Origin of the sequence: Hymenobacter psychrophilus (assembly GCF_900107135.1) — a bacterium.
Classification (GTDB): domain Bacteria; phylum Bacteroidota; class Bacteroidia; order Cytophagales; family Hymenobacteraceae; genus Hymenobacter; species Hymenobacter psychrophilus.
Genome location: NZ_FNOV01000001.1, coordinates 310,434 through 336,399, shown reverse-complemented (window position 1 = coordinate 336,399; position 25,966 = coordinate 310,434). Strand labels below are relative to the sequence as shown.

18 protein-coding genes are annotated in these 25,966 nt (G+C 61.4%); 15 read left to right on the top strand and 3 right to left on the bottom strand.

Annotation, left to right across the window (positions count from 1 at the left end; genetic code table 11):
- Positions 1–56: 56 nt before the first annotated feature.
- The 8 genes from BLW21_RS01385 (at position 57) to BLW21_RS01355 (ending at position 10,235) form a co-directional block, all read left to right on the top strand.
- On the top strand, positions 57–1,418 hold the full coding sequence (locus tag BLW21_RS01385; RefSeq protein ID WP_092737108.1) for a M20/M25/M40 family metallo-hydrolase: 1,362 nt from the start codon (positions 57–59) through the stop codon (positions 1,416–1,418).
- A 378-nt stretch (positions 1,419–1,796) separates the two neighbouring features.
- Positions 1,797–2,360, top strand: coding sequence for a hypothetical protein (locus BLW21_RS01380; RefSeq protein ID WP_139255043.1), 564 nt, complete (start codon positions 1,797–1,799; stop codon positions 2,358–2,360).
- Positions 2,361–2,728: 368 nt separating this feature from the next.
- Entirely contained in the window at positions 2,729–3,235 is a 507-nt protein-coding gene (locus tag BLW21_RS01375) for a hypothetical protein (RefSeq protein ID WP_092737104.1), read from the top strand.
- Positions 3,236–3,395: 160 nt separating this feature from the next.
- Complete coding sequence (locus tag BLW21_RS21430; RefSeq protein WP_175470813.1) at positions 3,396–3,545, top strand: hypothetical protein; 150 nt, start codon at positions 3,396–3,398, stop codon at positions 3,543–3,545.
- Between the two features lie 102 nt (positions 3,546–3,647).
- Entirely contained in the window at positions 3,648–4,976 is a 1,329-nt protein-coding gene (locus tag BLW21_RS01370; RefSeq protein ID WP_092737102.1) for an aspartate kinase, read from the top strand.
- A 100-nt stretch (positions 4,977–5,076) separates the two neighbouring features.
- Positions 5,077–6,237: a diaminopimelate decarboxylase gene (lysA, locus tag BLW21_RS01365; RefSeq protein WP_092737100.1), complete on the top strand. Its 1,161-nt coding sequence runs from the start codon at positions 5,077–5,079 to the stop codon at positions 6,235–6,237.
- A 144-nt stretch (positions 6,238–6,381) separates the two neighbouring features.
- Positions 6,382–7,524 (top strand): helix-turn-helix domain-containing protein, encoded by a 1,143-nt coding sequence (locus tag BLW21_RS01360; protein ID WP_092737098.1) that lies wholly within the window; start codon positions 6,382–6,384, stop codon positions 7,522–7,524.
- A gap of 326 nt (positions 7,525–7,850) precedes the next feature.
- Positions 7,851–10,235 (top strand): outer membrane beta-barrel family protein, encoded by a 2,385-nt coding sequence (locus BLW21_RS01355; protein WP_175470812.1) that lies wholly within the window; start codon positions 7,851–7,853, stop codon positions 10,233–10,235.
- Between the two features lie 14 nt (positions 10,236–10,249).
- Here the strand turns inward: BLW21_RS01355 and BLW21_RS01350 are convergent, their stop codons facing one another.
- Positions 10,250–11,923 carry an ArnT family glycosyltransferase gene (locus tag BLW21_RS01350; RefSeq protein ID WP_092737094.1) on the bottom strand — a complete coding sequence of 558 codons (1,674 nt, stop codon included), beginning with the start codon at positions 11,921–11,923 and terminating at the stop codon, positions 10,250–10,252.
- A 310-nt stretch (positions 11,924–12,233) separates the two neighbouring features.
- On the opposite strand from BLW21_RS01350, the gene BLW21_RS01345 reads away from it, so the two are divergent.
- The 3 genes from BLW21_RS01345 to BLW21_RS01335 all read left to right on the top strand — a co-directional run bounded on the left by BLW21_RS01345 (position 12,234) and on the right by BLW21_RS01335 (position 18,568).
- Entirely contained in the window at positions 12,234–14,645 is a 2,412-nt protein-coding gene (locus BLW21_RS01345) for an erythromycin esterase family protein (RefSeq protein WP_092737092.1), read from the top strand.
- A 79-nt stretch (positions 14,646–14,724) separates the two neighbouring features.
- On the top strand, positions 14,725–16,650 hold the full coding sequence (locus BLW21_RS01340) for an ABC-F family ATP-binding cassette domain-containing protein (protein WP_092737090.1): 1,926 nt from the start codon (positions 14,725–14,727) through the stop codon (positions 16,648–16,650).
- Positions 16,651–17,035: 385 nt separating this feature from the next.
- Positions 17,036–18,568 carry an aldehyde dehydrogenase family protein gene (locus BLW21_RS01335; protein ID WP_245711774.1) on the top strand — a complete coding sequence of 511 codons (1,533 nt, stop codon included), beginning with the start codon at positions 17,036–17,038 and terminating at the stop codon, positions 18,566–18,568.
- A gap of 136 nt (positions 18,569–18,704) precedes the next feature.
- On the opposite strand, the gene BLW21_RS01330 is transcribed toward BLW21_RS01335, so the two are convergent.
- Positions 18,705–19,076, bottom strand: coding sequence for an ankyrin repeat domain-containing protein (locus BLW21_RS01330; protein WP_092737086.1), 372 nt, complete (start codon positions 19,074–19,076; stop codon positions 18,705–18,707).
- Positions 19,077–19,257: 181 nt separating this feature from the next.
- Here BLW21_RS01330 and BLW21_RS01325 point away from each other — a divergent pair, with 181 nt between their 5' ends.
- The 4 genes from BLW21_RS01325 (at position 19,258) to BLW21_RS01310 (ending at position 25,350) form a co-directional block, all read left to right on the top strand.
- Complete coding sequence (locus BLW21_RS01325) at positions 19,258–20,613, top strand: type IX secretion system plug protein (protein ID WP_139255042.1); 1,356 nt, start codon at positions 19,258–19,260, stop codon at positions 20,611–20,613.
- A 186-nt stretch (positions 20,614–20,799) separates the two neighbouring features.
- Complete coding sequence (locus BLW21_RS01320) at positions 20,800–22,092, top strand: cation:proton antiporter (protein ID WP_092737082.1); 1,293 nt, start codon at positions 20,800–20,802, stop codon at positions 22,090–22,092.
- 215 nt (positions 22,093–22,307) lie between these two features.
- A complete protein-coding gene (locus tag BLW21_RS01315; RefSeq protein ID WP_175470811.1) occupies positions 22,308–23,768 on the top strand; it encodes a M48 family metalloprotease in 1,461 nt (486 codons plus the stop codon).
- Positions 23,769–23,925: 157 nt separating this feature from the next.
- Positions 23,926–25,350, top strand: a complete 1,425-nt coding sequence (locus BLW21_RS01310; RefSeq protein WP_092737080.1) for a M48 family metalloprotease — start codon at positions 23,926–23,928, stop codon at positions 25,348–25,350.
- A gap of 28 nt (positions 25,351–25,378) precedes the next feature.
- On the opposite strand, the gene BLW21_RS01305 is transcribed toward BLW21_RS01310, so the two are convergent.
- On the bottom strand, positions 25,379–25,957 hold the full coding sequence (locus BLW21_RS01305) for a hypothetical protein (RefSeq protein ID WP_092737078.1): 579 nt from the start codon (positions 25,955–25,957) through the stop codon (positions 25,379–25,381).
- Positions 25,958–25,966 lie beyond the last annotated feature (9 nt).

Below are 25,966 nucleotides of genomic sequence, written 5' to 3'. Positions count from 1 at the left end.
TCCCCGCAACGCCTAAGCCGGAATTGCGTCTATACCTTTCCAATCAAAACTCCTTTATGTCCCGCTCCCTACTCCTGCTGCTTGGCCTTGGCCTGCTAACCACGCCCGTTTTTGCCCAAACTAAACCGGCCACTACGCCCAACCCGCTTATCCGGGAAATGGTACAGCAGGTGTCGGCCAAGAATCTGCAGGATGATGTGGACAAGCTCGTGAGCTTCGGTACGCGCCACACGCTTTCCGACACCAAGAGCAAAAAGCGCGGTATTGGGGCGGCCCGGAACTGGGTTGAGAGCGAGTTCCGGAAGTACAGTAAAGCCAGCGGCGGGCGGCTCAAGGTCGAGCAGGACACGTTTACCATCAAGCCCGACGGCCGCCGCATCAACCAGCCGGTGCTGATGGCCAACGTAATGGCCACGCTGCCCGGCACCGACCCCACCGATACGCGCATCTTCATCGTCAGCGGCCACATCGACTCGCGGGTGACCGACGTGATGAACGCTACGGCCGACGCGCCCGGGGCCAACGACGACGGCTCGGGCACGGTGGCCGTAATGGAGCTGGCCCGCGTAATGAGCCAACAGAAGTTTCCGGCCACCATCATTTTCGTGGCCGTGCAGGGCGAAGAGCAGGGCCTCTATGGCTCGACCCACCTGGCCCAACGCGCCAAGAAAGAGGGCTGGAATCTGGTGGCCATGCTCAACAACGATATCATGGGCAACTCGACCGGCCACGATCCGGAAATAAAGAACAAGACCCAGTTACGGGTATTCAGCGAAGGCGTACCGGCCACCGAAACGCCCGAGGAAGCCCGGACGCGCCGCACGCTGAGCTCCGAGAACGACTCGCCTAGCCGCCAGCTGGCCCGCTACGCCCGCGAGGCCACCAAGCAGTACGTGCCCGGCCACGAGGTGGTGCTCGAGTACCGCCCCGACCGGTTCCTGCGCGGCGGCGACCATACGCCCTTCAACCAGCAGGGCTTCACGGCGGTGCGCTTCTCGGAGATGAACGAGGATTTCCGGCACCAGCACCAGGACTTGCGCACCGAAAAGGGCGAGGAGTACGGCGACCTGGCCAAGTTCATGGATTTCGACTACCTGCGCAGCAATACCGGCGTCAACCTGGCTACGCTGGCCAGCCTGGCCCTGGCCCCGGCTGCCCCGCGCAATGTAGGCGTGCTCACGGCCAAGCTCACCAACCGCACCGAGCTGCAGTGGGAAGCCCCCGCCACCGGCGAAAAGCCGGCCGGCTACTACGTGCTTATGCGCCCTACCAGCGCCCCCGAGTGGGAGCAGAAATTCTTCGTCACCGACCTCAAAGCCGATTTGCCCTTCAGCAAGGACAACTTCATTTTTGGCGTGGTGAGCGTGGACGCCGAGGGCCACGAGAGCCTGCCCGTCATACCCAAGCCGGTGCGGTAGAGTATCGGCTTATATATCATATCAAGGCCCATTGTGCAATGCACGATGGGCCTTGATATGTAGTTTTAGGCTGTATAATAGTTGGTTTCTATGCGTCGCTGTTTCTGTTTTTTCGCGCTGCTACTTTTACTTACCGCCGGGCCGGTAGCGGGACAGTGCATCTCTCAACCGAATGTTGCAGTATGGCCAGACGCGCATGCTCCTATCCAACCCCGCCAGATATTCCTGTTTTCTGCGGAGCTCAATACAATTGCCTGCCCGAAGCTAGCGCAGTTCGGGCACCAAATTCAGGTATATCTGTGGTCAAAGCAGGATTCGGTACCCCTGCTCCTACTGGAGCAGCCGGCTAACCGTTTCAGCAGCGCCCGGCAAGTGCTGATGCAGCCCGCCCGACCCCTGCTGCCCGATACCACGTATCAGTTGCGTACCAGCCTGCCGTCTTCTGCTGGCTACAGCTTATTTCGAATGCAGCGCGCCCAGGCTGGCAGTAAGCAACTCGTTATTGTGCACCGCTGGCGCGTCAGCAGCACATTGCCCGATACGCAGGCTCCGCGCTGGACGGCTACGCCCACCCCCGTGCGCCAAGAGTACTCGGAGAACAGTGAGGGCATAAATAACTATGTGCTGTTTTCTTTCCCCGTGCAGGATGCTTCGCCGGTACTGGTGCGGGTCACCATCCGAAGTGCACGCCTGAAGGCCCCGGTGATTAGCTACCTTACGCCCTGGCAAAATCAGCTGGGAATCGGCTGGTTCACGTGTGACGGCAATTTCACCTTCGGGCCAGATGAAGCCTGCACCGCGACCTTTGAGGCACTTGATGCGGCCAGCAACCGCAGCCAGGCCACCGGCCGCCCTATTCCGTTCCGGGGCCCAACCCGGCCGGGACAGGGACCAACCGAAACGAGCACGCGAGAAGTAGAACCATTCGTTACCAGACGGTAGCGGCACCGGATGGGCTTCTGTGCTTCCTTCCGCCTGGCACCTACTTGTGTATTCTGCCCCCAGGGTGTAGGCAGGCTCACGGCTGGACTTACCAACTGCACCTCGCTGAAGTGGGAAGCCTCGCCAACTGCAAGCGGCCGGCTACTATGTGCTCCCACACGCAACCAGCGCTCCGAAGTGGCAGCAGAAGTTTTTTTTGTAACCGATACCAAAGCCGACCTGCCCTTCAGCAAGGACATCCCGTCTCCAGAGTAGTGAGCGTGCACGCGAGGGCCCAGAGCCTGTGCTTAACCCTACTTATCCCTGCGATATTCGTGTACCTTGGCAATAGCCGGCCCGGCTTTTTTATCTCCCTAGTCCCCTCTACCATGAAACCGACCTTCCTTTTTTTGCTGCTGGCCCTGCTGCTAGGTGGTCCTGCAGCCCAGGCCCAATCGGGCTACCAGGTTCCCGACTATACGCTCAGGCTGCCGGAAGATTATATCCGCTTTGAGCCCCAGGTGGTGGAGGCGGTGAACTGGCTGGAGAAAACGCCCGCCGGCCAGCAAACGGCTCAGCGGCAGGCGGCCAACAAGTTCGTGTTTCAGTGGCTGAGTGGCTCGTCCAACGTGCAGGTGCAGCTGCAGAAGTACGTGGCCGACCTCGTCAAGCAGGATCCCGACCAACTGCTGCTGTTCATGGGCGGCTGGGCCCGCTACCAGCTCCAGCACCCCGAGGTGCAGGATGAGGTGCTGCTTAATGTAGAAGGCATTCACACGTTGCTTGTGGCCTATCAGGCGGGGGGCTACAAGAAAAACAAGCAGCTGGACGAGCTGTTGCGGCTGCGCCAGCAAAACCAGCTCCCGGCCTGGGTGACCAAGCAACTAGGCCGGTAAAGGCGCTGCCGGGGCAGTTCGCGCCGGGCAATGCCCGCCATGGCAGCTGGCCAAACCACAACTTTTTTTCGTGGCCGTACTGGAATATTGTTAATCCGGAGCGTACTTGCGGCCGCAACGAGGCCAAACACCCGTTGTATCCCTGGTTTTCTACCGCCCTATGTCGCGTCTGTTTCCTGCTGCTTCCGCCTTCTTCGCCAGCCCCGCGGCTTGCGCCATGGGCGCGTGCGGCAAGGGCAAGCCCGTAGGCAGCGGCCCCCTGATGGTCAAGAAATCGAAAAAACGCACCCCGACCCGACCGTCGCATTAGTTCATCGTACCTGATTCTGAACATTTTCCGCGCCGGTCCTTTCGAGGGTCGGCGTTTTTTTTGGCGCTGGCGAAGCGGTGCTTCGCCCCACAATTGTTTCTTATGAAGATTCTGAAGTTTGGCGGCACGTCCGTTGGGTCGGCGCAACGGATGCGCGAAGTGGCGGAGCTCATGCATGCCCCGCACCTGGGGCGGCGCGTGGTAGTGCTCTCGGCCATGAGCGGCACCACCAACGCACTGGTGGAAATTGCGGGCCTGCTCGGCAGCGGCGACGCGTCCGCTGCCGAGGCCCGCATTGCGTTCCTGCGCCAACGCTACCACGACGTGGCCCGCGAGCTGCTGGCCGATGCTGCCGATACCCTGCTGCCGATCCTCGACACGCACTTTCAAACACTGCTGGATTTTCTGGCGGTCCCGCTAACCCCCGCCGACGAGCGAATCATTCTGGCGCAGGGCGAGCTGCTGAGCACTCAACTGATGTACGGCTACGTGACGGCCGTGCTGGGCCGCCCGGCCGTGCTGCTGCCCGCGCTCGACTTCATGCGCCTCGCCGACGACGGCGAGCCCGACGCGGCCGCTATCCGGCAGGGACTGATGGCCGCGCTGCTTCCCTACCCCAACAACGCCCTGTTCATCACCCAGGGCTTCATCTGCCGCGACGCACGCGGCGGCATCGACAACCTGCGGCGCGGTGGCTCCGACTACTCGGCCTCGCTGATGGGAGCGGCCCTGGAAGCTGAGGAAATTCAGATCTGGACCGATATTGACGGGCTGCACAACAACGACCCGCGCGTAGTAACCGGCACTTACCCGGTGCGCGAGCTGTCGTTTGATGAGGCCGCCGAACTGGCTTATTTCGGAGCTAAAATCCTACATCCCAGCTCAGTACTACCGGCGCGGGCGCACAGCATTCCGGTGCGGCTGCTGAACACGATGCAGCCCGACGCACCCGGCACGCTCATTTCGGCGCGCACCGGCCCCGGGTCCATTAAGGCCATTGCCGCCAAAGACGGCATCACGGCCATCAACGTGAAATCGAGCCGGATGCTGCTGGCCCACGGTTTCCTACGCAGCCTGTTCGAAGTATTCGAGCGCCACCGCACGTCCATTGATATGATTACGACATCGGAAGTAGCCGTGTCGCTGACTATCGACGACGCCGGCCGTCTGCCTCAGATTGTGGCCGAGCTACAGAACTTTGGTGCGGTGGCCGTCGATGAAAACCAGAGCATTATCTGCCTCGTCGGCAGCCTTACGCAGGACGCCAACGGCAGTGCCCACCGCGCCTTCGCCGCCCTGCGCGACGTACCGGTGCGCATGATCAGCTACGGCGGCTCGCCCAACAACATCAGCATCCTAGTCAGCACCACCGATAAAGTGCGGGCATTAAAGGCATTGAATGCGGGGCTATTTGAAGGACGCGAGGAGTGAGAGGAAACGTCATGCTGAGCGGAGCGAAGTCGAAGCATGACACCATTCTTTTACCCAGTTCCTTTATTCCTAACAACATTACCCCAAACACCCCTCAACCATGTCTTTCACGCTTCCCGCTGAATTCCTGCATCAGCCTACCCCTTTTTACTACTACGACCTCGACCTGCTCGACCAGACGCTGACCGCGCTGACGACGGCGGCGCGGCCGGGCAATTTCCGGGTGCACTACGCCCTTAAGGCCAACTCCAACCTACCCGTGCTGGCGCGCATCCGGCGCGCCGGGCTGGGGGCCGACTGCGTGAGCGGCGGCGAGGTAGCGCGGGCCCTGGAGGCCGGTTTTGGGCCCGATGACGTGGTGTTTGCCGGCGTGGGCAAATCGGATACCGAGATTAACCTGGCCCTGACGGCCGATATTTTCTGCTTCAACGCCGAGTCGGTACCCGAGTTGCGGGTACTCGATGAGCTGGCCGGGAGGCAGGGCCGCAAGGCGCGGGTGGCGTTGCGCATCAACCCCAACGTGGACGCCTACACCCACCCCCACATCACGACGGGCCTCGATGCCAACAAGTTCGGTATTAGTCTGCCCGATTTGGCCGGCGTGCTGGAGCAGTTGGAGCAGTTGCCCCACGTGGAGCTGATTGGCCTGCACGCCCACATCGGCTCCCAGATAACCGAGATGAGCGTGTTTGCCGCCCTCAGCCGCAAGCTCAACGACCTGCAGACCTGGCTCGAAGAACGCGGCCACCACCTGCCCCACCTCAACGTGGGCGGCGGCCTGGGCATTAGCTACGAACAGCCCGACGAGCACCCGATTCCCGATTTTGCCACCTACTTTGGCCTGTTTGACCAGTACCTGCAGCGGCGGCCGGGCCAGCAGGTGCATGTGGAGCTGGGCCGCTCGGTGGTGGCGCAGTGCGGCACGCTGCTCAGCCGGGTGCTGTATGTGAAGGAAAGCCAGCACACGCGTTTCGCCATTCTCGATGCGGGCATGACCGAACTCATGCGTCCGGCCCTCTACGGCAGCCACCACCACATCCAGAACCTGAGCAGCCAGCTCCCCGAACTGGCCTACGACATCGTGGGGCCCATCTGCGAGTCAACTGACACCTTCGGGCGCGCCCGGCTGCTGCCCGAAACCCACCGCCACGACCTGCTGGCCATCCGCTCGGCGGGGGCTTATGGCGAGGTCATGTCATCAGGCTACAACCTGCGCGAGAAGGCGGCAGCCGTCTACGGTGGTGCAGGGCTGAATTCGTAGCGCAGTTTCAGAAGTAACAGCCTGTGAACTGCCCCAACGGCACCAGATTACGATTCGTTGAAAGCATTGAAAACGTAACTTCACGTTTGGCGCAACAACCCTGGCTGATCAAGTTACTGCCTGCTTCTCCTATTTCCTCGCCTAATGCATGATAGAAGTCTGATTCAGGTTATCAGCATGCTGGCCGTTTTTATTGCGGGCATGCTGGCCTTGTTCCTGCTGACGGTTCCGACCAGGCACCGCCTGAGCAACCGGCTGTTTGGGACGTTTATTCTGCTCAACGCCTTGGATATCAGCTCGTGGTTTCTGAACCGTCATCTGCTGCCTTACCCAGGGCTGCTGGTGTTCAAAATCACCACGAACACTCTCATTAATCCTGTTTTTTACCTGTACGCCCTGGCGGTTTGCTACTCCGACTTTCGGTTGAAGCCCCGGCACCTGTGGCACCTGTTGCCCTTCGGGCTGCTCACGCTAGGGCTGCTGCCCCGTTTTTACCTGGTCGATGCCGCCGCCAAGCTGCATTTCTTGGAGAACTTCAGGGATCAGCCCGAATCTGTAGTTATTCGTTGGCTGGGCGAACTGCAATTTCTGGTCTATACCGCCGCCATTTTCATAATCCTTAAAAAGTACAAGCAGGCGTATCAGGAAAACTACACCAATCCGGCCAGTATTACCTACAAGTGGCTGTTCCAGCTAACGGCTACCCTGACGTTGCTACACGTCGTTGTCGTGGTCAAAAACGGCTTGCAGTTCACCGACCAGCAGGATTGGTTCGCGGGCTTTGAACTGCTGGTTGGCATCAACGCCACTTGCGTTCTGTCCTGGTTCATTCTCAAGGCGCTTTATCACCCAGCCCTTTTCCGCGGCGTCGATTCGACCCTGGAACCAGTTGGGGCCTTGCTGGCCGGCGAGCCGGCGGCCAGCAAGGCCACCGAAGCCCTGGCCCCACCACAAACCGAAACGCAGGTGCAACAGCTGCGCAACTACATGGCGCAGGCCGAGCCCTACCTCAACCCCGACCTGACCGTGCAGGAGCTGGCTACCCAGCTCAACTGGCCCGTGCGGGAGCTGTCAGTGCTCATCAACCATCACCTGGGCCAGCACTTTTTTGATTTCGTGAATGAGTACCGCATCACCAAATCCATGCACCTGCTCAAGGATGCCAGCCAGCCCCAGCTAACCGTACTCGAAATTCTCTACGCAGTCGGATTCAATTCCAAATCCTCGTTCAATACTTCCTTCAAAAAGCACACGGGCCAAACCCCAACGCAGTACCGAAGCGCTTGAGGAGAAGTGTTGTTGAGCCGATTACAGAGTAAAATACAGAGCCTGTTTCCGTCTGCTATTGAAAGGACCCAACCGAATTTTCACTATTCAATACTTTCATATACAGACAGTTAAAATAAAGTCGAACGTCGGCTGAGAAAAGTCGGACGCATTTTTCAACGGGAAAGTGGTTCGACTTTTTTAGTCGGTCGCAGGGCCGGAAGCGGGGCCGCACCTTTGGGTTACCTGGTAGCAAAGCCAGGTACTCAATCGTTTCCCGCATGCCGCGTCGCTTCTTCCAATTACCCCTCCCCCGGGTGCAGCCAGGGCGCAACTCCCGGAGGCGGATGCCCATACTGTGCCACTGGCTCGGGCTGCTGTGCTGGCTGCTGCCTGGTTGGGTAGCGGCGCAGGGTACGCTCAGCGGCACCGTAACGGACGGGACGGCGCCCGTGGCCTGGGCCAACGTGGTGCTGTTTACCCCCGCCGGTCAGCTGGTCGCGGCCACTGCAACTACCGAGCAGGGCCGTTTCGAGTTACAGGCGGCACCGGGGGCCTACCAACTCAAAGTGAGCTTCCTGGGCTTTAGCGACTGGGAGCAACCGGTGGTATTAGCGGCCGCTACAACGCTGGGCACCATCATTCTGAAAACCAGCGCCACCGCCCTGCGGGAGGTAACAGTAGTGGGCCAGAAGGCTTTGGTAGAATATCAGCCGGACCGCGTGATTTTCAACGTGGAGAATAGCGCCGCCGCAACGGGGGGCGATGCAGTGCAGGCCCTGAGCGCGGCCCCTGGCGTGCTGGTGCGCAACAACAGCATCAGCCTGCTGGGCAGGGGGGCCGTGCGGGTGCTGGTGAACGGCCGCTTGCTCGAACTAGCGGGCGAAGAGTTGGTAGCCTACCTGAAAGCCATTCCGGCCAGCAGCATCCGCAACGTGGAGGTGATGAGCAATCCGCCGGCGGAATACGAGGCCGACGGTGCCGGGCTGCTGAATATCAACCTCAGGCAGGGAGCGGCCGATTCCTGGAAAAATACCAGTACTCTCAGCTACGAACAGAACACGTATGGGAGCCTGGCGCTACGGAATAACCTTATTTACAACCAGGGCCGGATACGCTTCGCCGGGAGCGTGGGCGGCAAGCTGGGTAACAGCCAGGCCAGGCAGACGCTTACCACTGCCTACCCCAGCGGCCTCTGGAACCTGCGCTATACGGGCCGGCAGCAGGAAAACAACGCCTCGGCCCGGCTGGCGCTGGATTACGACCTTACACCGAACCTCTCCGTGGGGGGGCAGTACGCCGGCACCTACGCGACCCCAGGCAGCCAGGATTACACGACCATCGATATCCGCAACCGGCAACAGCGGCTGGACTCGCTGGTGCGCAATACGGATGCCCGCCGGGTACGCACCAGCAGCCACGCCTACAACGCGCACCTGGTATCAGTGCTGGATACCTTGCAGCGGCAGCTGTCGGTCGATGCGGATTATTTCACGTATGATTCGGAGTTAGACAACACGCTTATAGCCAAAGTTTTTACACCCGAAGAGGAGTTTGTGCGAACCAGTCTGGCGGCTCGTAACGATTCGTACCAGCAGGTGCGGACGGGTAGCGTGAAGGCCGACATGACCCATCCGCTGCTCTGGGCACAGCTTTCGTACGGGGGCAAAATCAGCCTGATCAGCAGCCAAAGCGGGCTGGCCTATTACGATATCCGGCCGGCTACTCCGCAACTGGACCCCAGCCGGTCCAATACCTTTGAGTACCGCGAACAAACCCAGGCGCTCTACGTGAGTGGCACCCGCCCCTTCAGCGCCAGGATGAGCCTGCAATTGGGGCTACGGCTGGAAAACACCCAAACCCGGGGTTACTCGGCCACCCTCGACCAGCGAACTACCAGAAGCTACCGCAAGCTGTTTCCCTCGGCCTACCTCACCTACCAACCGAGTGACGACCACCGCTTCCGGCTCACCTACGGCCGGCGCGTGAACCGCCCCGGTTTCGGCCTGCTCAACCCCTTCCGATCCTATATCAACAGCAACAGCTACTCCGAAGGCAACCCGTTTCTGCAACCCTCCTTCGCCAACAACCTGGAGCTGACTTACGCCTACAAAAACGCCTGGCGAACCAACGCCTTCCTCACCCACACGGTGGCGGGTTTCGGGCCCGTCTTCACGGCCGAGCCGGCCACCAACACGCTGACCATCAGCCGGCAGAACTATTTTCGGGAGTACGCCTACGGGCTGGGCCAGAGCTACACGGCCCCCGTTACGGCCTGGTGGCAAACCCAGACGCAGCTGTACGGGCTGAGCTCGGCCACGCAGTTCAGCAACGGCCTGGCGGCCCGGCCCCGCAATGGCATCCAGCTGTATGGAGCCACAACGAACACCTTCACCCTGGGCCCGGCTACCACGCTCCAGGCAGACTACACGTACGCTTCGCCGGTGGCCAGGGGCCTGTACCGCATGGGCTACACGTCGGGGCTGAACTTGGCGTTGCAGCACCAGTTTCTGCACAACCGACTGCACGTTACGGCCCTGCTGAACGACGCATTTAATACGGCTTACCTGAAAGACTATAGCTCCACAGTCAACGGTATCAGGCAGGTTTACAGTGAGAATAACAGCAGTCGGTTTTTCCGCCTCACCCTCAGCTACGATATTGGCAACAGCCTTTTACAGGGCAAACAGCGGGAGTTTGGCAATGAGGATGAGCGCCAGCGGACCCGGTAAGTTGCGGGCAGCTGCTACCAATACACCACCCACTTGCCCAGCTTTTCCTGGTGCGTGAAGCTTTGCAGCAGCCACTGGCGCTCGGGTTTCAGTTCGCCTTTTACCAGCAGCACCGGCTGTTGCGCGAGCAGCTGGCGCAGGGGGGCTTCGGCTTCGGGCTGATTGAGGTAGAGCAGGTAGCGGTGCCAGCTGGTACCGGGCTCAAACTGGGTTTCGCGGTTGAGGCTGGTGTTGCCGTCGTTGAGAAAGACCGGCAGCGTGCCCAGCTCGAAGGCCAGCGAGGGCAGCAGTTGGTCGTAGACCACGACCGGGCGGGTTTGCAGGCCCTGGCTGGTGATGAACTCGGCCAGCGGGCGGCTGCCGTTGAAGGCCAGCTCGTTCTGTTGCATGATGGGCTTAGCCGAAATCAGCAGGAAAACCGTGAAAATAACGGTACCCACCAGCAGCCGGGGCGCAATGCGCACCTGGTTCCAGATGCTGAGCGTGAGCACCAGCGTAACCACCCCAATAGCCGGCCAGAGCGAAACCAGCGGGTGCAGTTCCAGGCCCAGCTCGAACACGGCCGCAAAAATGGGCAGCAGGCACAGTATGCCCAGCAGCAGCCCAAAAAAGCCCACAATGCCCACGTACCAGCGGTGCAGCACAGCCTCGGTGCAGCGGCCCAGATAGTAGGTAGTGAGCAGGGCCACGCCCGGGAAAATGGGCAGCACGTACAGCAGCAGCTTGGATTTGGAGAGCGAGAAGAACAACAGCGGCACCAGCACCCAGAAGATGAGCACGTTGCGCCAGAGCCGCGGCACCGTGGCCCAGGGCGTGCGCGCGGCCCGCACCACCAGCGCCACTGCCCAGGGCAGGCTGGTAGCCGGCGCCAGCAGCACGTAAAACCACCAGGGCTTGCTGCGGTTGAAAGTGGCCGCGTTGGCGAAGCGCTCCACCGTGTGCTCGTACAGGAAATAGCGCACGAAAGCCGGGTTTTCGGCCATCAGATACAGGTACCAGCTCAGCCCTACCAGCACGAACAGCGCCAGCCCCAGCACGTGGTGCACCGTAAACGGCCGTCGCGCCCCGCCGCCCAACCGCTCGGCGGCCGGCACCCGGAAATAGGCGCCCGCCACGGCCATCAGCGGCAGCACGAAGCCCACCGGCCCCTTGGTGAGGAAGGCCAGTCCCAGCCCCAGCCAGAACAGGTACAGCCAGCGCTGCCCGCCATCGTGGTAGTAGCGCAGGATGCCGTAAGCCGCCGCCAGCTCCAGGGTGGCCAGGTACACGTCGGTGGTTACGTTGAGGGCCGAAATGAGCACGACCGGCAGCGTACCGTAGATGACGGCCGCCGCCAGGGCCCGGGCCCTGTCGTTGCCAAACAGCAGCAGGCCCAGCGCGTACACCAGCCCCACTTGTAGCAGCACGGCCAGCACCGGCAGCAGCCGCACGCCCACCATATTCACCCCAAACAGCCCCAGCCCCGCCGCCGTAACCCAGTACGTAAGGGGCGGCTTATGGAAATGCTGAATCCCGAGCAGCCGCGGGTGCAGCCAGTCGCGGCCGGTCAGCATTTCGCGGCCGATTTCCGAGTAGCGGGCCTCGCTGCTTTCCAGCGGCCCCCAGCTGCCCAGCTGCCAGGCAAAAGCCCCGCCCAGCACCAGCAGAAAAAGCCACAGCCAGCGGCGCGAAGTCATGGGGAGAGGCATAGGGCGGTGAGTGAGTTAAGGGATAAAGAGCAAAGGTACTGTCATCCCTCATCTGGCGTTCGCGGAGCAAATAATCTGTAGAGAAGCTACTATCAGCACCAGCAGAGGTGTAGAGGGGCAGTCGGCCGGCTGGGGCGCGTCGGCGACAGTCATCCGACCGAATATTGCCATGTTCGTTAGTATCATACCTCTTGCTGACCAATTCCTGATGGCCCTTGCGACAGCCGACTGTCTTTGGGGCGTCGGACCGGATTTTCCTGCGGCCACTTGAGCCAGGCGACCTTTTACTTTTGCTATACTTCTTCCCACTATGCTACTTTCCAAAATCAATCAGCGGCTGGCCTTGCTGCTACTGCTGTTGTACCCGCTGCTGGCTCCGGCTCAGGCGCACCTCAACCTGGCCCTGGAGGCCAATGCCAATCGGGGCCGGCCGCTGTTGCTGTGGGCCCGCAAAATGGACGGTGGCACAGTCGTGAATTTCGACACGGCGACGTTCCGGCAGGGCCGGGGCAGTCTGCGCCTCGACCTGGAAAAGGCCGACGAACCTACTTCCGCAGCCATTTATACGCTGTTTTCTTTTCCCGTCGACTCGGTGCGTGGCCGGCTCGTGACGGTTAGTGGCTGGGTGCGCACCCGCGGCTTCGCGGGCCAGGCCGGCCTCTATGCCTACGCCCACACGCCCGACAATGATGACGGCAAAGACCGGCGCGACCAACTCGAAAACCTGCCGCCCAACCAGGAGTGGCGCCGCCTGGAGCTGACGCTGGTCGTGAAACCCACTGCCACCGCCTTCGGCCTGGGCGTGCGGGCCTATGGCAGCGGGCAGGTCTGGTTCGATGACGTCGAGGTGCGCATCAATGGCCGCCGGTATCAGGACGGGCCGTTGGCCGGCACCGAGGCCCTGCTGCTGACCGCCCAGGAGCGCCAAACTCCTGCCTGGAGCTTCGAGCAGCTGCCGCCGCCCGCCGCCCGCCCCGACCCCACCCGCGTAACACTGCGCCTGGACAGCCTGCTGCCCCGACAGGGCCGCCATAGCCTGCGCCTGACGGCCGCCCCACCCGCCCGACCCGGCGAGGCGGTGCCCGTGGTGTACCTGGGCACACTGCCCATCGCGCAGCTGCGCGGCAAAATGCTACGAGTGAGCGGCTACTGGCGCCAACCCGCCCCGGCCGGAGCGGGCGCGCCCGCCCTGCCGGTTTTCACCTACGCCCGGCTCAGCACCGATGGCCGCGGCGGCACCGAGTCGCAGTGGAGCCACGGAGTGGTCGAGCTGCCGCCGCCGCCCCGGCCTGGGGCGGAATGGGCCGCGTTCAGCCTGCGTATTCCGGTGGCCGACGATGAGTTTGCCACCGACCTGTCGCTGGGTATGCGCCTGCCCGGTCCGGCCACGGTGCTGCTCGACGACTTTACCTTCAGCCTCGACGGGCAGCCCTACGTACCGGCCCTACCGCCCGCGCCCGCGCCCGCCGCGCCCACCACCGCCGAGGTGGCTTGGCTGCGCCGGGTGCTGGTGCCGCTGCCGGTTAGTGCGCCGGCGGCCGGTGCGGCCTCCAAAACGCCGGATTTGGCTGCACTGGGGCCGCTGATTGGCAATGCGCGGGTGGTGGGGTTGGGCGAGGTGACGCACGGCTCGGGCAGCTTATTCGAGATGAAGCACCGGCTGGTGCGCTACTTGGTGGAGCAAAAAGGCTTTACGGGTTTCGTGCTGGAAAGCAGCGCCGACTGCGAGCCGCTGAACCAGTATCTGCAAACCGGGCAGGGCGACCCGGCCCGGCTGGTGGGCAGTCTGGGCGTGTTCAGCACCCAGGAAGTGCTCGACCTGCTGCGCTACCTGCGCGCCTACAACCAACGCCCCGGCGTGGCCAAAGTACAGTTTGCCGGCATGGATATGCAGGCGCCCGAAAACGCGCTGGCATTCCTGCAACAGGCGGCCCGCCCCGACGACGAGTTTGTGCAGACCCGGCTGCGGGAGCTGGCCGCGGCGCTGGCGCAGGTTCCGCGCAGCGGCGGGGGGCCGGCCCTCGACCTGTTCCAGACGCCTCACCAGCCCACCGATGCCCGCCTGCAAACGCTGCTGCGCCTCATCCGCGAGCTGCGCACCGGCCTCGATACCCGTTTCAAGCTCGTGCGCAACCCCGATTGGACTGCCCGCCAGCAGGCGCGCTTTCTGTTTGAGCTGCGCCGGCTGGAGCAGGGCGCCACCTTCCGGCGCCTGCCCCTGCGCCAGGGCGGCGACTACCGCGACGCCTGCATGGCCGAAAACGTGCTTTGGCTCAGCCAAAACCTGGGCCTGAACGGGACCCCGACCAAGCTGGCCGTTTGGGCGCACAACGCGCACGTGGCTACCTCCGCCCTGAGCCAGCGCCCGCTGGGAGAGTGGCTGAGGGCCAGCTTTGGTCCGTCGTATTTGTCGTTGGGCTTTGCCTTCGGGCAGGGCAGCTATGCGGCAGAGAGCGGCCACACGTTTCGTTCGGTCGCCGCGCAACCGGCTCCGGCCGGGTCTTATGAGGCTTGGTTTCAGGCCACCAAACTGCCCGCCTTTGTGCTGGATATGCGCCGGCTGAAGCTGAATGATGAGAATGCCTGGCTTTTTCAGCAGCAGCAGTTTCGCGACATTGGCATTCAGGAGGCACCCCAGAATTTTGCCTCCCACGAGCTGCACAGTGAGTTCGACGCGGTTTTGTTTCTGCAGGAGTCGAAAGCGGCGCAGCATCTGAAGTAGCGCGTTGTGGCCATTGCGCTGGCAAAGAGAAAAGAACGTCATTCCACTACTTCATCCCCTGCCGCCGTACCTTTGGGGCATGAATCTTCTTTCCGCGGAAAACCTCTCCAAAAATTACGCCGACCGTTGGCTGTTTAAAGACCTGAACTTCGGGTTGCTCCAAGGCCAGCGCGTGGCCTTTGTGGGCATCAACGGCACCGGCAAAACCACGCTCATGCGCATTCTGGCGGGCCTCGAAATCCCCGATACCGGCTTGGTGAGCGTGCGCAAGGGCATCCGCGTGACGTATTTGGGCCAGCAGCCGGTGTTCGATGAAAGCCTGACGGTGGAAGAAACCATCTTCGCCAGCCAGAACGACACGCTCAAGGCCATCAAGGAATACGAGCACGTCGTCAACGACCCCGACCACAAATCCGACGACCTGCAACGGGTACTCGAGCGCATGGACTCGCTCCAGGCCTGGGATTACGAGGCCCAGGTGCAGCAAATACTGTCGCGGCTGGGCATTCTGGGCGAGCTGCTGACGCGCAACGTGAGCCAGCTTTCGGGCGGGCAGCGCAAGCGCGTGGCCCTGGCCCGGGTGCTGATTGAGGAGCCCGACGTGCTGCTGCTCGACGAACCCACCAACCACTTGGATTTGAGCACTATTGAGTGGCTCGAAAACCGCCTGTCGTCGCCCAGCCTCACGCTACTCATGGTTACCCACGACCGGTACTTCCTCGACAGCGTGGCCAACGAAATTGTGGAGCTCGACAAGGGCCAGATGTACCGCTACCAGGGCAACTACGCCTATTTCGTAGAGAAAAAGGCCGACCGCGAGATGCGCCAGGCCACCGAAGTCGAGAAGGCCCGCCAGCTCTTCAAAAAGGAGCTCGACTGGATGCGCCGCATGCCCCAGGCCCGCGGTACCAAGCAGAAGGCCCGCATCGACGCCTTCTACATCACGAAGGAAAAGGCCAGCACCAACCTGAGCAAGCAGAACGTGGAGCTGAGCGTGAAAACCACCCGCCAGGGCGGCAAAATCATCGAAGCCAGCCACCTCAACAAGTCTTTCGGCGACAACGTGGTGCTCGACGATTTCAGCTACGTCTTCAAAAAGAAGGACCGCATTGGCCTGGTGGGCCCCAACGGCGCGGGCAAATCCACGCTGCTCAACATGCTCACCGGCAAGCTCGCCCCCGACTCCGGTACTATTGAGGTAGGCCAGACCACCGTGTTCGGCTACTACACCCAGACGGAGCTGGAGTTCGACCCCACCCAGCGCGTGATTGACATTGTGAAGGAAGTGGCCGAAGTGGTGGAGCTGGCCAACGGCGACGTGCTCACGGCCAGCCAGTTCCTGAGTTTGTTCCTGTTTCCGCCGGCTCAGCAGTACACGCTGGTCAACAAGCTCAGCGGGGGCGAAAAGCGCCGGTTGCAGCTGCTGCGGGTGCTCATCAAGAACCCCAACTTCCTGATTCTTGACGAGCCCACCAACGACCTCGACCTGGGCACGCTCAACATTCTCGAAGACTTCCTGCTGCACTTCGGCGGCTGTCTGCTCATCGTGAGTCACGACCGTTACTTCCTCGACCAGCTGGCCGAGCACCTGTTCGTGCTCGAACCAGGCGGGGCCGTGCTCAACTTCCCCGGCAACTACACCGACTACCGCGAGTACCTGGCCGAGCGCGAAACCGAAGCCGCCCTGGTAGAAGAGGAAAAAGCCGCCAAAACGGCCCGCGCCGAAGCCAAAGCCGAGGCCGCCAAGCCTGCGCCGGTGGCTGCCCCCGCCCCGGCCGCTGCCGCTGCCAAGCGCCGCGCCTCCTACGCCGAGAAGCGCGAGTACGAGCAGCTCGAAAAAGACATGGCCGCCCTCGAAACCGAAAAGCAGCAGGTCACCAGCAAGCTGAATGGCGGCAGCGGTAGCGCCGACGAATTTGCCGCCTGGGGTGCCCGCCTCGGCACGCTCACCCAGGAACTGGAAACCAAGGAACTCCGCTGGCTGGAGCTGGCCGAGCTAGTGTAAACACCAATACATCCTCAACGTTACCCGGCGGCCCGCCCGAACCAAGTTGTTCGGACGGACCGCCGGACTGCTTTAGCGCCAACTTTCGGCAAATCGCCCGGCGCAGTAGCGCTGGGCCAGCCCCCATTGCTACTGGGTCGGGCGGCTGCCGGGGCGTCGGCTAAATATACGCCGAGTGTCGATACCCCGCCTCAGCGCCGCCCTGCGTTTGCTGCCGGCGCTATGGCGGCGGGGTGAGCAGGGCCAGCGCTGAACAAAGGGGCGCCCCACAGCCTTAATGAGCCGACCGGTTGATGTTGGTCGGAACCGCGTACCTTATCGGCCCGGAGCCGCGGTTTCTGGTGCTTCATTTCGCTACCTAACTCTTTCTTTCCTCATGGCAAAAATGATTTCTCCGCAGGTCGAATTCGGCTTCCTGCTGCAACAGACCAAAAGTGTAGCGCCCGAAATCTTCACCGCCGACGGCAACGGCTTCCTCAACCTGATGGAAGGCCGCTGGCAGGAGCCCGGCAAACCCCGCGAGTTCATCTCGCCCATTGACGGCACCCAGCTCGGCTGGCTACCGATGCTCAACGACGAAACCGCCCTGCGGGCCGTGCAGGCCGCCAAAGCCGAAGCCGCCGCCTGGGCCAATACCGACCTCGACGAGCGCAAACGCCGGGTGCAGGACTGCCTGACCCAGCTGCAGCCCCACGTGGAGCTGGTGGGCAAGCTGCTGATGTGGGAAATCGGCAAAACCTACAAGCTGGGCTTTACCGACATCGACCGCGCCATTGACGGCGTGCAGTGGTACGTGGACAACATCGAGGGCATGCTTGGCAAGCGTACTCCGCTGGGCCTGGTCAGCAATATTGCCTCCTGGAACTACCCCATGTCGGTGCTGCTGCACGCGGTGCTGGTGCAGGCGCTGTGCGGCAACGCCGTCATTGCCAAAACGCCCACCGATGGCGGCTTTATTTCCCTGAGCCTGACCTTTGCCATTGCCCGCCGCTGCGGCCTGCCCGTCACGCTGGTGAGCGGCTCGGGTGGCGAGCTGAGCGACGTGCTGGTGCGCAACGATGCCGTGGACTGCCTCAGCTTCGTGGGCGGGCGCTACAACGGCCGCAACATTGCCGACGCGCTGGCCCAGCAAGACAAGCGCTACATGCTGGAAATGGAGGGCGTGAACACCTACGGCATCTGGGACTACTCCGACTGGGACGGCATGGCCCAGCAGCTCAAGAAGGGCTACGACTACGGCAAGCAGCGCTGCACGGCCTACGTGCGCTTCGTGGTGGAGCGCCGCCTGTTCCCGCAGTTCCTCGAAACGTACTGGAACACCATCCGGGACCTGAAAATCGGCAACCCCACGCTGGTCGACGCCCCCGGCGACGCGCTGCCCGACCTGGCCTTCGGCCCCGTCATCAACGCCCGCCAGGCCCAGGACCTGGACCGCCTCTACCAGGACGCGCTCAAAACCGGGGCCACGCCCATCTACGAGGGCCAGCTCGACGACAGCCTGTTCCTGCCCGGCCAGGACCGCAGCGCCTACCGCGCCCCGCGGGCGCTGGTGAACCTGCCGCGCCAGAGCGAGCTGTACTTCAAGGAGCCCTTCGGCCCCATCGACAGCATTGTGCTCGTTGACCGCGTGGAGGAGTTGGTGGGCGAGATGAACATCAGCAACGGGGCCCTGGTGGCCGCCATTGCCTCCGACGACGCCAAGCTGGCCGCCCGCACGGCCAAGGAGGTGCGCGCCTTCAAAGTGGGCCTCAACCAGCTCCGCTCCCGTGGCGACCGGGCCGAAGTGTTCGGCGGCCTGGGCGAATCCTGGAAAGGCGCCTTTGTGGGTGGCGCGCTGCTGGTCGAAGCCGTGACGGAAGGCGAAAAAGCCATCCTGGGCAACTTCGAAGATTCCATCCTGCTGCCGGAGAACATCTAGCGGCCGTTCGGCTGTGATGCATCAGCCCGCAACGCAAAGCCCCGCCCGAATCTTAGTGCTTCGGGCGGGGCTTTGCGTTGCGGGCTGTGTTGTAAAAAAGGGTAATTGGTTCGATGATTTTTACGGGCCTCAAGTCCTAGTCTATATTATCCTCTTCTGGAAGAGATTGTCCCATCATATTATTAAAAGCTGAAAATGCTGCCCTGTTAAAATCTTTATTAGTCAATATTTTGCCACCATATATATCTAGTAATAGCTCTATTTCCAACAAACCAAAATCCCTTGCCCACCATTTTGGAGTTACACCGTCAGAAGATAGGATATTGGGATTTGCTCCAGCTTCAAGAAGTATTCTTGCCATATCTGTATCTCCTGTAAATACTGCCCAATGTAGAGCAGTATGTCCATAAGTATCTAACTCATTTAAGTCCACTTTCAATCCAATCAGATTCAACGCAGACTCGTATTCAGATTTTAAAGCGGCTTCGTGTATCTGGTATCTATCCATCTTGCTTTATTACATAAGAGTTATCTGCGAATATTGCTGCCAACATTCGTAGTGATGAATTTATCCAAGTCTTTCAGCTCAACACCCTTTGCTTGACCCGCAACTAACCCGTAGGGAGCGAGTTAAATATAGCGTGTTTGCGCCGCCGCCCAAAACCGCCGCTTCGCCCTACCTTCGCAACATGCGCTTACTTTCCCGCTTTCTTCCGCTGCTGGGGCTGCTCCCGGTGGCCGCCTGCGTGCCGCTGGGTACGCCCATCACCGACCCCAACGCCGCCCGCCGGCCCGCCACGCCCGGCCAGGTAGGCACTGAGTACTACGTCGATAAAAAGCTGCGCTACGAGGACTACATCTACGACCCCAACGTGCGCACCGTACTCTGCTACGTACCCACGGGCCAGGCGGGCCAGGTGTTCAATCCGCCGGTGGTGCCGCTCAGCCAGGGCCAGCAGCCGGTGCTGGAGTTCGATGTGCTGGGCGGGTCGGGCCAGCGGCTCACGGCCAAGCTCGTGCACTGCGACCTGAACTGGCAGCCCTCGATGCTGACCGATATGCAGTTTCTGAGCGAAATCAACGAGCAGCTCATCAACAACTACCGGCCCTCGGTGAGCACCAAGGTACCCTACCAGCACTACCAAGTGCAGATGCCGCGCGTGAAGCTGTCGGGCAACTACCTGTGGGTGGTGCAGGGCGCGGGCGGCACGCCGCTGCTCAGCCGCCGGGTGCTGGTGTTCGAGGATGGGGCCGTGCAGATTGCCATGAAGCAGGGCATTCCGGTGGCCGGCGAGGAGCGGTTCCGCTGGCAGCAGATTGACTTCGGGATTCGCTACAACATGGCCCTCGTCAATCCGGCCCAGGAGGTGAAGGTGGTGCTGCGCCAGAACTTTCGCTGGGATAATGCCCACTACAACCTGCGCCCCACCTTCGTGCGCGACGCCGAGCAGCAGCTCGACTACCAGTATTTCAACTTCGAAAACGCCTTTCCCGGCCTGAGCGAGTTCCGGTTCATGGACCTGCGCACCTTCCGCTCGGCCGGCGCCGGCGTGGCCAGCCTCGATGCTACCACCACCCCCCGCGCCGCGCTGCTGCTGCCCGAAGCCTCGCGGGCCAGCGAGCGGTACACCCAGTACGACGACATCAACGGCCAGCGCCTGATTGAGAGCCGCGAGTACCCCGGCGACCCCAGCACCAACACCGAGTACCTCGACGTGACGTTTCAGCTGCGCGCCGATGCCCCCGCAGCCGGCCCGGTGTACGTACTCGGGGCCCTGAGCGACTGGCAGCTGCGCGATGAATTCAGGCTGAATTATGATGCCGCAACCCGGCTTTACACGGGCCACGCGCTGCTCAAGCAGGGCTATTACAACTATTACTACGCCACCCAGACTCCTACCGGGGCCAACAGCATTCCGTGGGAAGGCAGCCACCAGGAAACCGAAAACCAGTACGACCTGCTGGTGTACTACCGCCCGCCCGGCACCCGCACCGACCTGCTCATCGGCTACCAGCGCCTCGACGTGAACAGCCGGCGGCCGTAGGGGTTATAAGAACCTGGGGGCCTGGCCGACGACCACGCCTGCTGTCATCCTGAGCTTGCGAAGGACCTTATCAGGTGAGCACGATTTACTGTACGAAACCAGATTAGCTGTTTCTGCGTGATAAGGTCCTTTGCGCTGCTCAAGATGACTGACGGCTGATTCCCTGGCCTCCCCTATCACCCAACTATGTATAATACCATCCTCGTCGTGCTCGGCGTGTCGATTCTGGGCGTGGCTTGGCTGCCGTCGCTGCTCAAGAAGTACCCGCTTTCCTACCCGATTCTGTTTGTGGGGCTGGGCATGCTGATTTTTAGTTTGCCGCTGGGCTTGCCCGACCCCGATCCGGTGGAGTTTTCCACCTTTGCCACCCACCTCACCGAAATCTGCGTGACGGTGGCCCTCACCGGCACCGGCCTCAAGATTGATAAGCGGTTTTCGCTGAAAGCCTGGCGCATTCCGCTGCTGCTGGTGCTGGTGCTGATGGTACTCACGATTGGCGGGTTTGTGGGCGTGGCCTGGGGCCTGTTCGGGCTGCCGCTGGCCTCGGCCGTGCTGCTGGCCGCCACCCTCGCGCCCACCGACCCCGTGCTGGCCGGCGACGTGCAGGTGGGCGAGCCCGGCAAAGGCGGCGAAGACAACGTGCGCTTCGCCCTCACCGGCGAGGCCGGCCTGAATGATGGCCTGGCCTTCCCGTTCGTGTATCTGGCGCTGGCGCTACTGCCCATCGCCAAGGAAAGCCTGGGCGAGCGGCTCTGGCACTGGGCCTGGATGGATGTAGGCTACCGCGTGGCCATGGGCGTGCTGGCCGGCTGGCTGGCGGGCCGGCTGCTGTCGTATTTGATTTTTGACCTGCCCCGGCGCGTCTGCATTCGGCCCAACGCGTATGGCTTTGTGGCGCTGGCCGTTACGCTGGTAGCCTACGGCCTCACCGAGCTGGTACACGGCTACGGCTTTCTGGCCGTGTTTGTGGCTGCCGTTACGTTGCGCCGCCACGAGCGTAGCCACGAGCACCAAGACGAGATGCACGACTTCACCGACCAGCTGGAGCGCCTGCTGATTGTGGTGATTCTGATTTTGTTCGGTGGCTCCATTGCCTGGGGCTTATTCGACTATTTGAACTGGACGGGCGTGGCGCTGGGACTGATTCTGCTGCTGGTGCTGCGGCCACTGGGCGGCCTGCTCACGCTGAGCAACAGCCGCCTCGACTGGGGTGAGCGGCTCATCGTGTCGTTTTTCGGTATTCGCGGCATCGGCTCGTTTTTCTACCTGGCCTTCGCCCTCGATACCCGCTATTTCCCCAACAGCCGCGAGCTGTGGGCCACTACTGGCTTCACGGTGCTCGTATCCATTATTCTGCACGGTACGCTGGCCACGCCCGTCATGAACTGGCTCGACCGACGCCAGGGCCGCCTTACGGTGCAGGAGCAGGAAGAACAGGAAATCCAGCAGGAAGAGCAGCAGGAAGAGCAGCAGCCATAAGGAGGAAGGGGGAAGCCTCGCCCGGTGCAGGCTAAAAAAGATTGTCAGGCTGAGCGGAGCCGGAGCATCTCTACTGTAATGGCAGTCCTGTCGGCTGCAACGAAGCGGTAGCGATGCTTCCACTCCGCTCAACCTGACGTTCATGCCACCGCCCATCCCAACGCCAGCCGCCGAGTTGCGTTGAAGAGGACAACTCTCCCTTAACTCCTACTCCTATGCGTCTACGTTTTCTCCCCTCCCTGCTGCTTGGTGGCCTGCTGCTGTCGGGCTGCGCCGTGAATCCCGTTACGGGCAAAAAAGAAGTCATGCTGGTCTCGGAAGGCCAGGAGCTGGCGATGGGCAAGCAGTCGGACCCGGCCATTGTGGCCCAGTTTGGGCTGTATCAGGATGAGAAGCTGCAGCAGTACATCAATACGATGGGCGACAAAATGGGCAGGATTTCGCACCGGCCCGACCTCGACTACCAGTTCCGCATCGTCGATTCGCCGGTGATTAATGCCTTTGCCGTGCCCGGCGGCTACGTGTACTTCACACGCGGCATCATGGCCCACTTCAACAACGAAGCCCAGTTTGCGGGCGTGCTGGGCCACGAAATCGGCCACGTAACGGCCCGGCATTCGGCCAAGCAGCAAACCACCTCCATTATCAGCCAAGTGGGTCTGATGGGGGCCATGATTGCCTCGCCCCAGGTGGCCCGCTTCGGCGAGCAGGCCATGCAGGGCCTGCAGCTGCTCACCCTCAAATTCGGCCGCGACGACGAAAACCAGGCCGATGAGCTGGGCGTGGAATACTCGACCAAAATCGGATACAACGCCGCCGAAATGGCCGATTTCTTTCGTACGCTGGAGCGCGAGCAGCAGAAAGCCGGGGGCGAGGCCATTCCCGATTTTCTGAGCACGCACCCTAACCCCGCCGACCGCTACACCCACGTAAACCAGCTGGCGGCCGAGTGGAAAGCCAAGCCCGGCACGCCCGCCAAGCTCGACATCAACCGCGACGCTTACCTACGCCTCATCGACGGCATCACCTACGGCGAAGACCCGCGCCAGGGCTTCGTGGAAAACAACGCCTTTTATCACCCCGAGCTAAAGTTCGAGTTTCCGATTCCGCAGGGCTGGAAAAGCCAGAACTCGCCCCAGCAATTCCAGATGGCCGACCCGGCCGGCAAGGCCATGATGCTGCTCACGCTGGCTCCCGGCGACAACCTGCAGCAGGCCGCTGAGGCCGTGGCCAAGGAGCTGAGCCTGCAGGTCAGCCAGTCGCGCGAACTGAAGGTGAACGGCTTCCCGGCTTTGGCCTTCACGGGCACCCAGGTGCAGCAGGACCAGCAAACCGGCCAGCAGCAAACCGGCATGCAGGTGCTGAGCTACATCATCCAGGACGGCCAGTCGCTCTACGTACTGATTGGCGGCAGCGCGCCCCAGGATTTTGCCGCCTATGCGCCCCTGTTCACCCGCACCATGGAGGGTTTCCAGCGCCTCACTTCGGCCGACAAGCTCAACCGCCAGCCCGAGCACGTGCGCATCCGCACCGTAAAAACCAGCCAGACGCTGGCCCAGGCCCTGACGGCCAACGGCGTGCCCGCCAAGCGCCACGAAGAAATGGCCATTTTGAATGGTATGCAGCTTTCCGACAAGCTGGGCCGCGGCTTGCTGTTTAAAGTGGTAGGCAAATAGAACTGGCGGGGTATTTGGTTTCAACCACGCAGGTGGCGGGCAGCGCAACGCAGTCCGCCATTTTTTTGCCCGTTTGGGGCCGCGCCGCCCGCCGTTGTAACCTTTCTACGGTAGAGGTGCGTAGCGACGTATTCTCTTCTCTTCTGATTTCCTGCCCATGAAAACCACTTACTCTTCCTCGTTGCGCCGGGCGGCTTTGCTGCTGCTGCTGCCACTGGCCGGCTCCACGGCCTTCCGCGCCCCGGCCCCGGCCAAGGAGCCCGACCCGCAGGTGGTGGCCCAGTTTGGGCTGCTCAATAACCCGGTCCTGCAGAAATTCATCGACCAGAAAGGCCAGCAGATGGCCGCCGTGTCCAGCCGCGCCGATTTCGGCTACCAGTTTACGATTCTGGATTCGCCGATGATAAACGCCTTTGCCGCGCCCGATGGCAACGTGTACTTCACGCGCGGCATTATGGCCCATTTCAACGATGAGGCGCAGTTTGCGGGGGTGCTGGGCCACGAGCTGGGCCACGTAACGGCCCGCCACGGCGAGAAGCAGCAGAGCCGTTCGACGCTGGCTTCCGGGGCGCTGTTGCTGGGCTCCATCCTCTCGAAGCGGGTGGCCTCCATTGCCCAGCCCCTCTCGCAGGGCGTGGGCCTGGTGTTTCTGAAATACGGCCGCGACGATGAGCGCGAGGCCGACAAGCTGGGCGTGGCGTATTCGAGCAAAATCGGGTATGATGCCTCTCACATGGCCGATTTCTTCCTCACGCTGCAGCGCCAGGAGCAGGCCAGCGGCGCCGGTGGCACGCCCACGTTCCTGAGCAGCCACCCCAACTCGGCCGACCGCTATAGCACCGTGAAGCAGCTGGCCTCCCAGGCCAAGCAGCAGCAGGGCGGCCGGGCCCTCACGGTAAACCGCAACGGCTACCTGCGCATGATTGAGGGCCTGCCCTACGGCGACGACCCGCGCCAGGGATTCGTGGAAGGCGGCGTATTTTACCATCCCGAGCTGAAATTCCAGTTTCCAATTCCCCAGGGCTGGAAAAGCCAGAACTCGCCCCAGCAGTTCCAGATGGCCGAGCCCAACGGCAAAGCCGTGCAGATTCTCACGCTAGCCCCCGGCAATTCGGCCGATGAAGCGGCCCAGGCGTTGGCCAAGGAGCTGAGCCTGAACTCGCCCCAGGCCACCCGCACAACCATCAACGGCCTGCCCGCCGTGGCCATCCAGGGCGACCAGGTGGGCCAGGACCAGCAGGGCCGCCAGGGCATCCAGGCCAGCACGCTGTCCTACGTCATCCAGGATGGCAAAACGCTCTACGCGCTCATCGGCCTCTGCGCGCCCAACACGCTCAACAGCTACGGGGCCACCTTCCAGCGCACCGCCCAGGGCTTCCGCCGTCTCACCGACGCCAACAAGCTCAACCGCCAGAGCGAGAAAATCCGCATCCGCACCGCCAAAGCCGGCCAGACGCTGGCCCAGGCCCTAACGGCCAACGGCGTTTCCACCAAGCGCCACCAGGAGCTGGCTATTCTGAACGGCATGCAAACCACCGACAAACTCAGTGCCGGTACGCTATTTAAGGTGGTGGGGAGATAAGTTTACCTTTGCTAATAATATGTATTTGCTAGGCCTCGAGTTTCTCGAGGCCTAGCTTTTTTATGCATAGTTGGATACTGATTGGATCAAATAATATCCACACGTCGTCTCCCATCGGAAGTGTGGGCACAAAGTCATCCTCTAAGCAAAAATTAGCTATTGCTACTGTAATATTATCAAAATACAGTAGCACAAGATGAGGTTCATTATAATAACAAGCTGTGTTGATTGGGATATTCAATGCATTATATGTTATGATTTTATTTTCGACGTAACCATACACTTCGTAGCCGGAAAAGGCAGAACCAATATAATATTGCCAGAAAGAGGAATTTGCCAGATATCTTTCGGTATTTTTGCAAAATGCTTTGTTTGAAATACTCAGACTATACTGATGCCATCCGTCAATAGTATCCCATGAAATGAAAATTGATTCATTATTATCGAATATTAGCTCTAGCTGTTGCGCAATAATATCTATGCCCTTGTTATTAGTGGTTAATAAATCCTGACCAAATACATCGTGGTAGAAACACTCTTTTAAACTATGGCCAAGAAACTGGCGCAATGGCTGATGAATACACTTTTCTAGAAGTTCTGATTTCATCAATCCTAA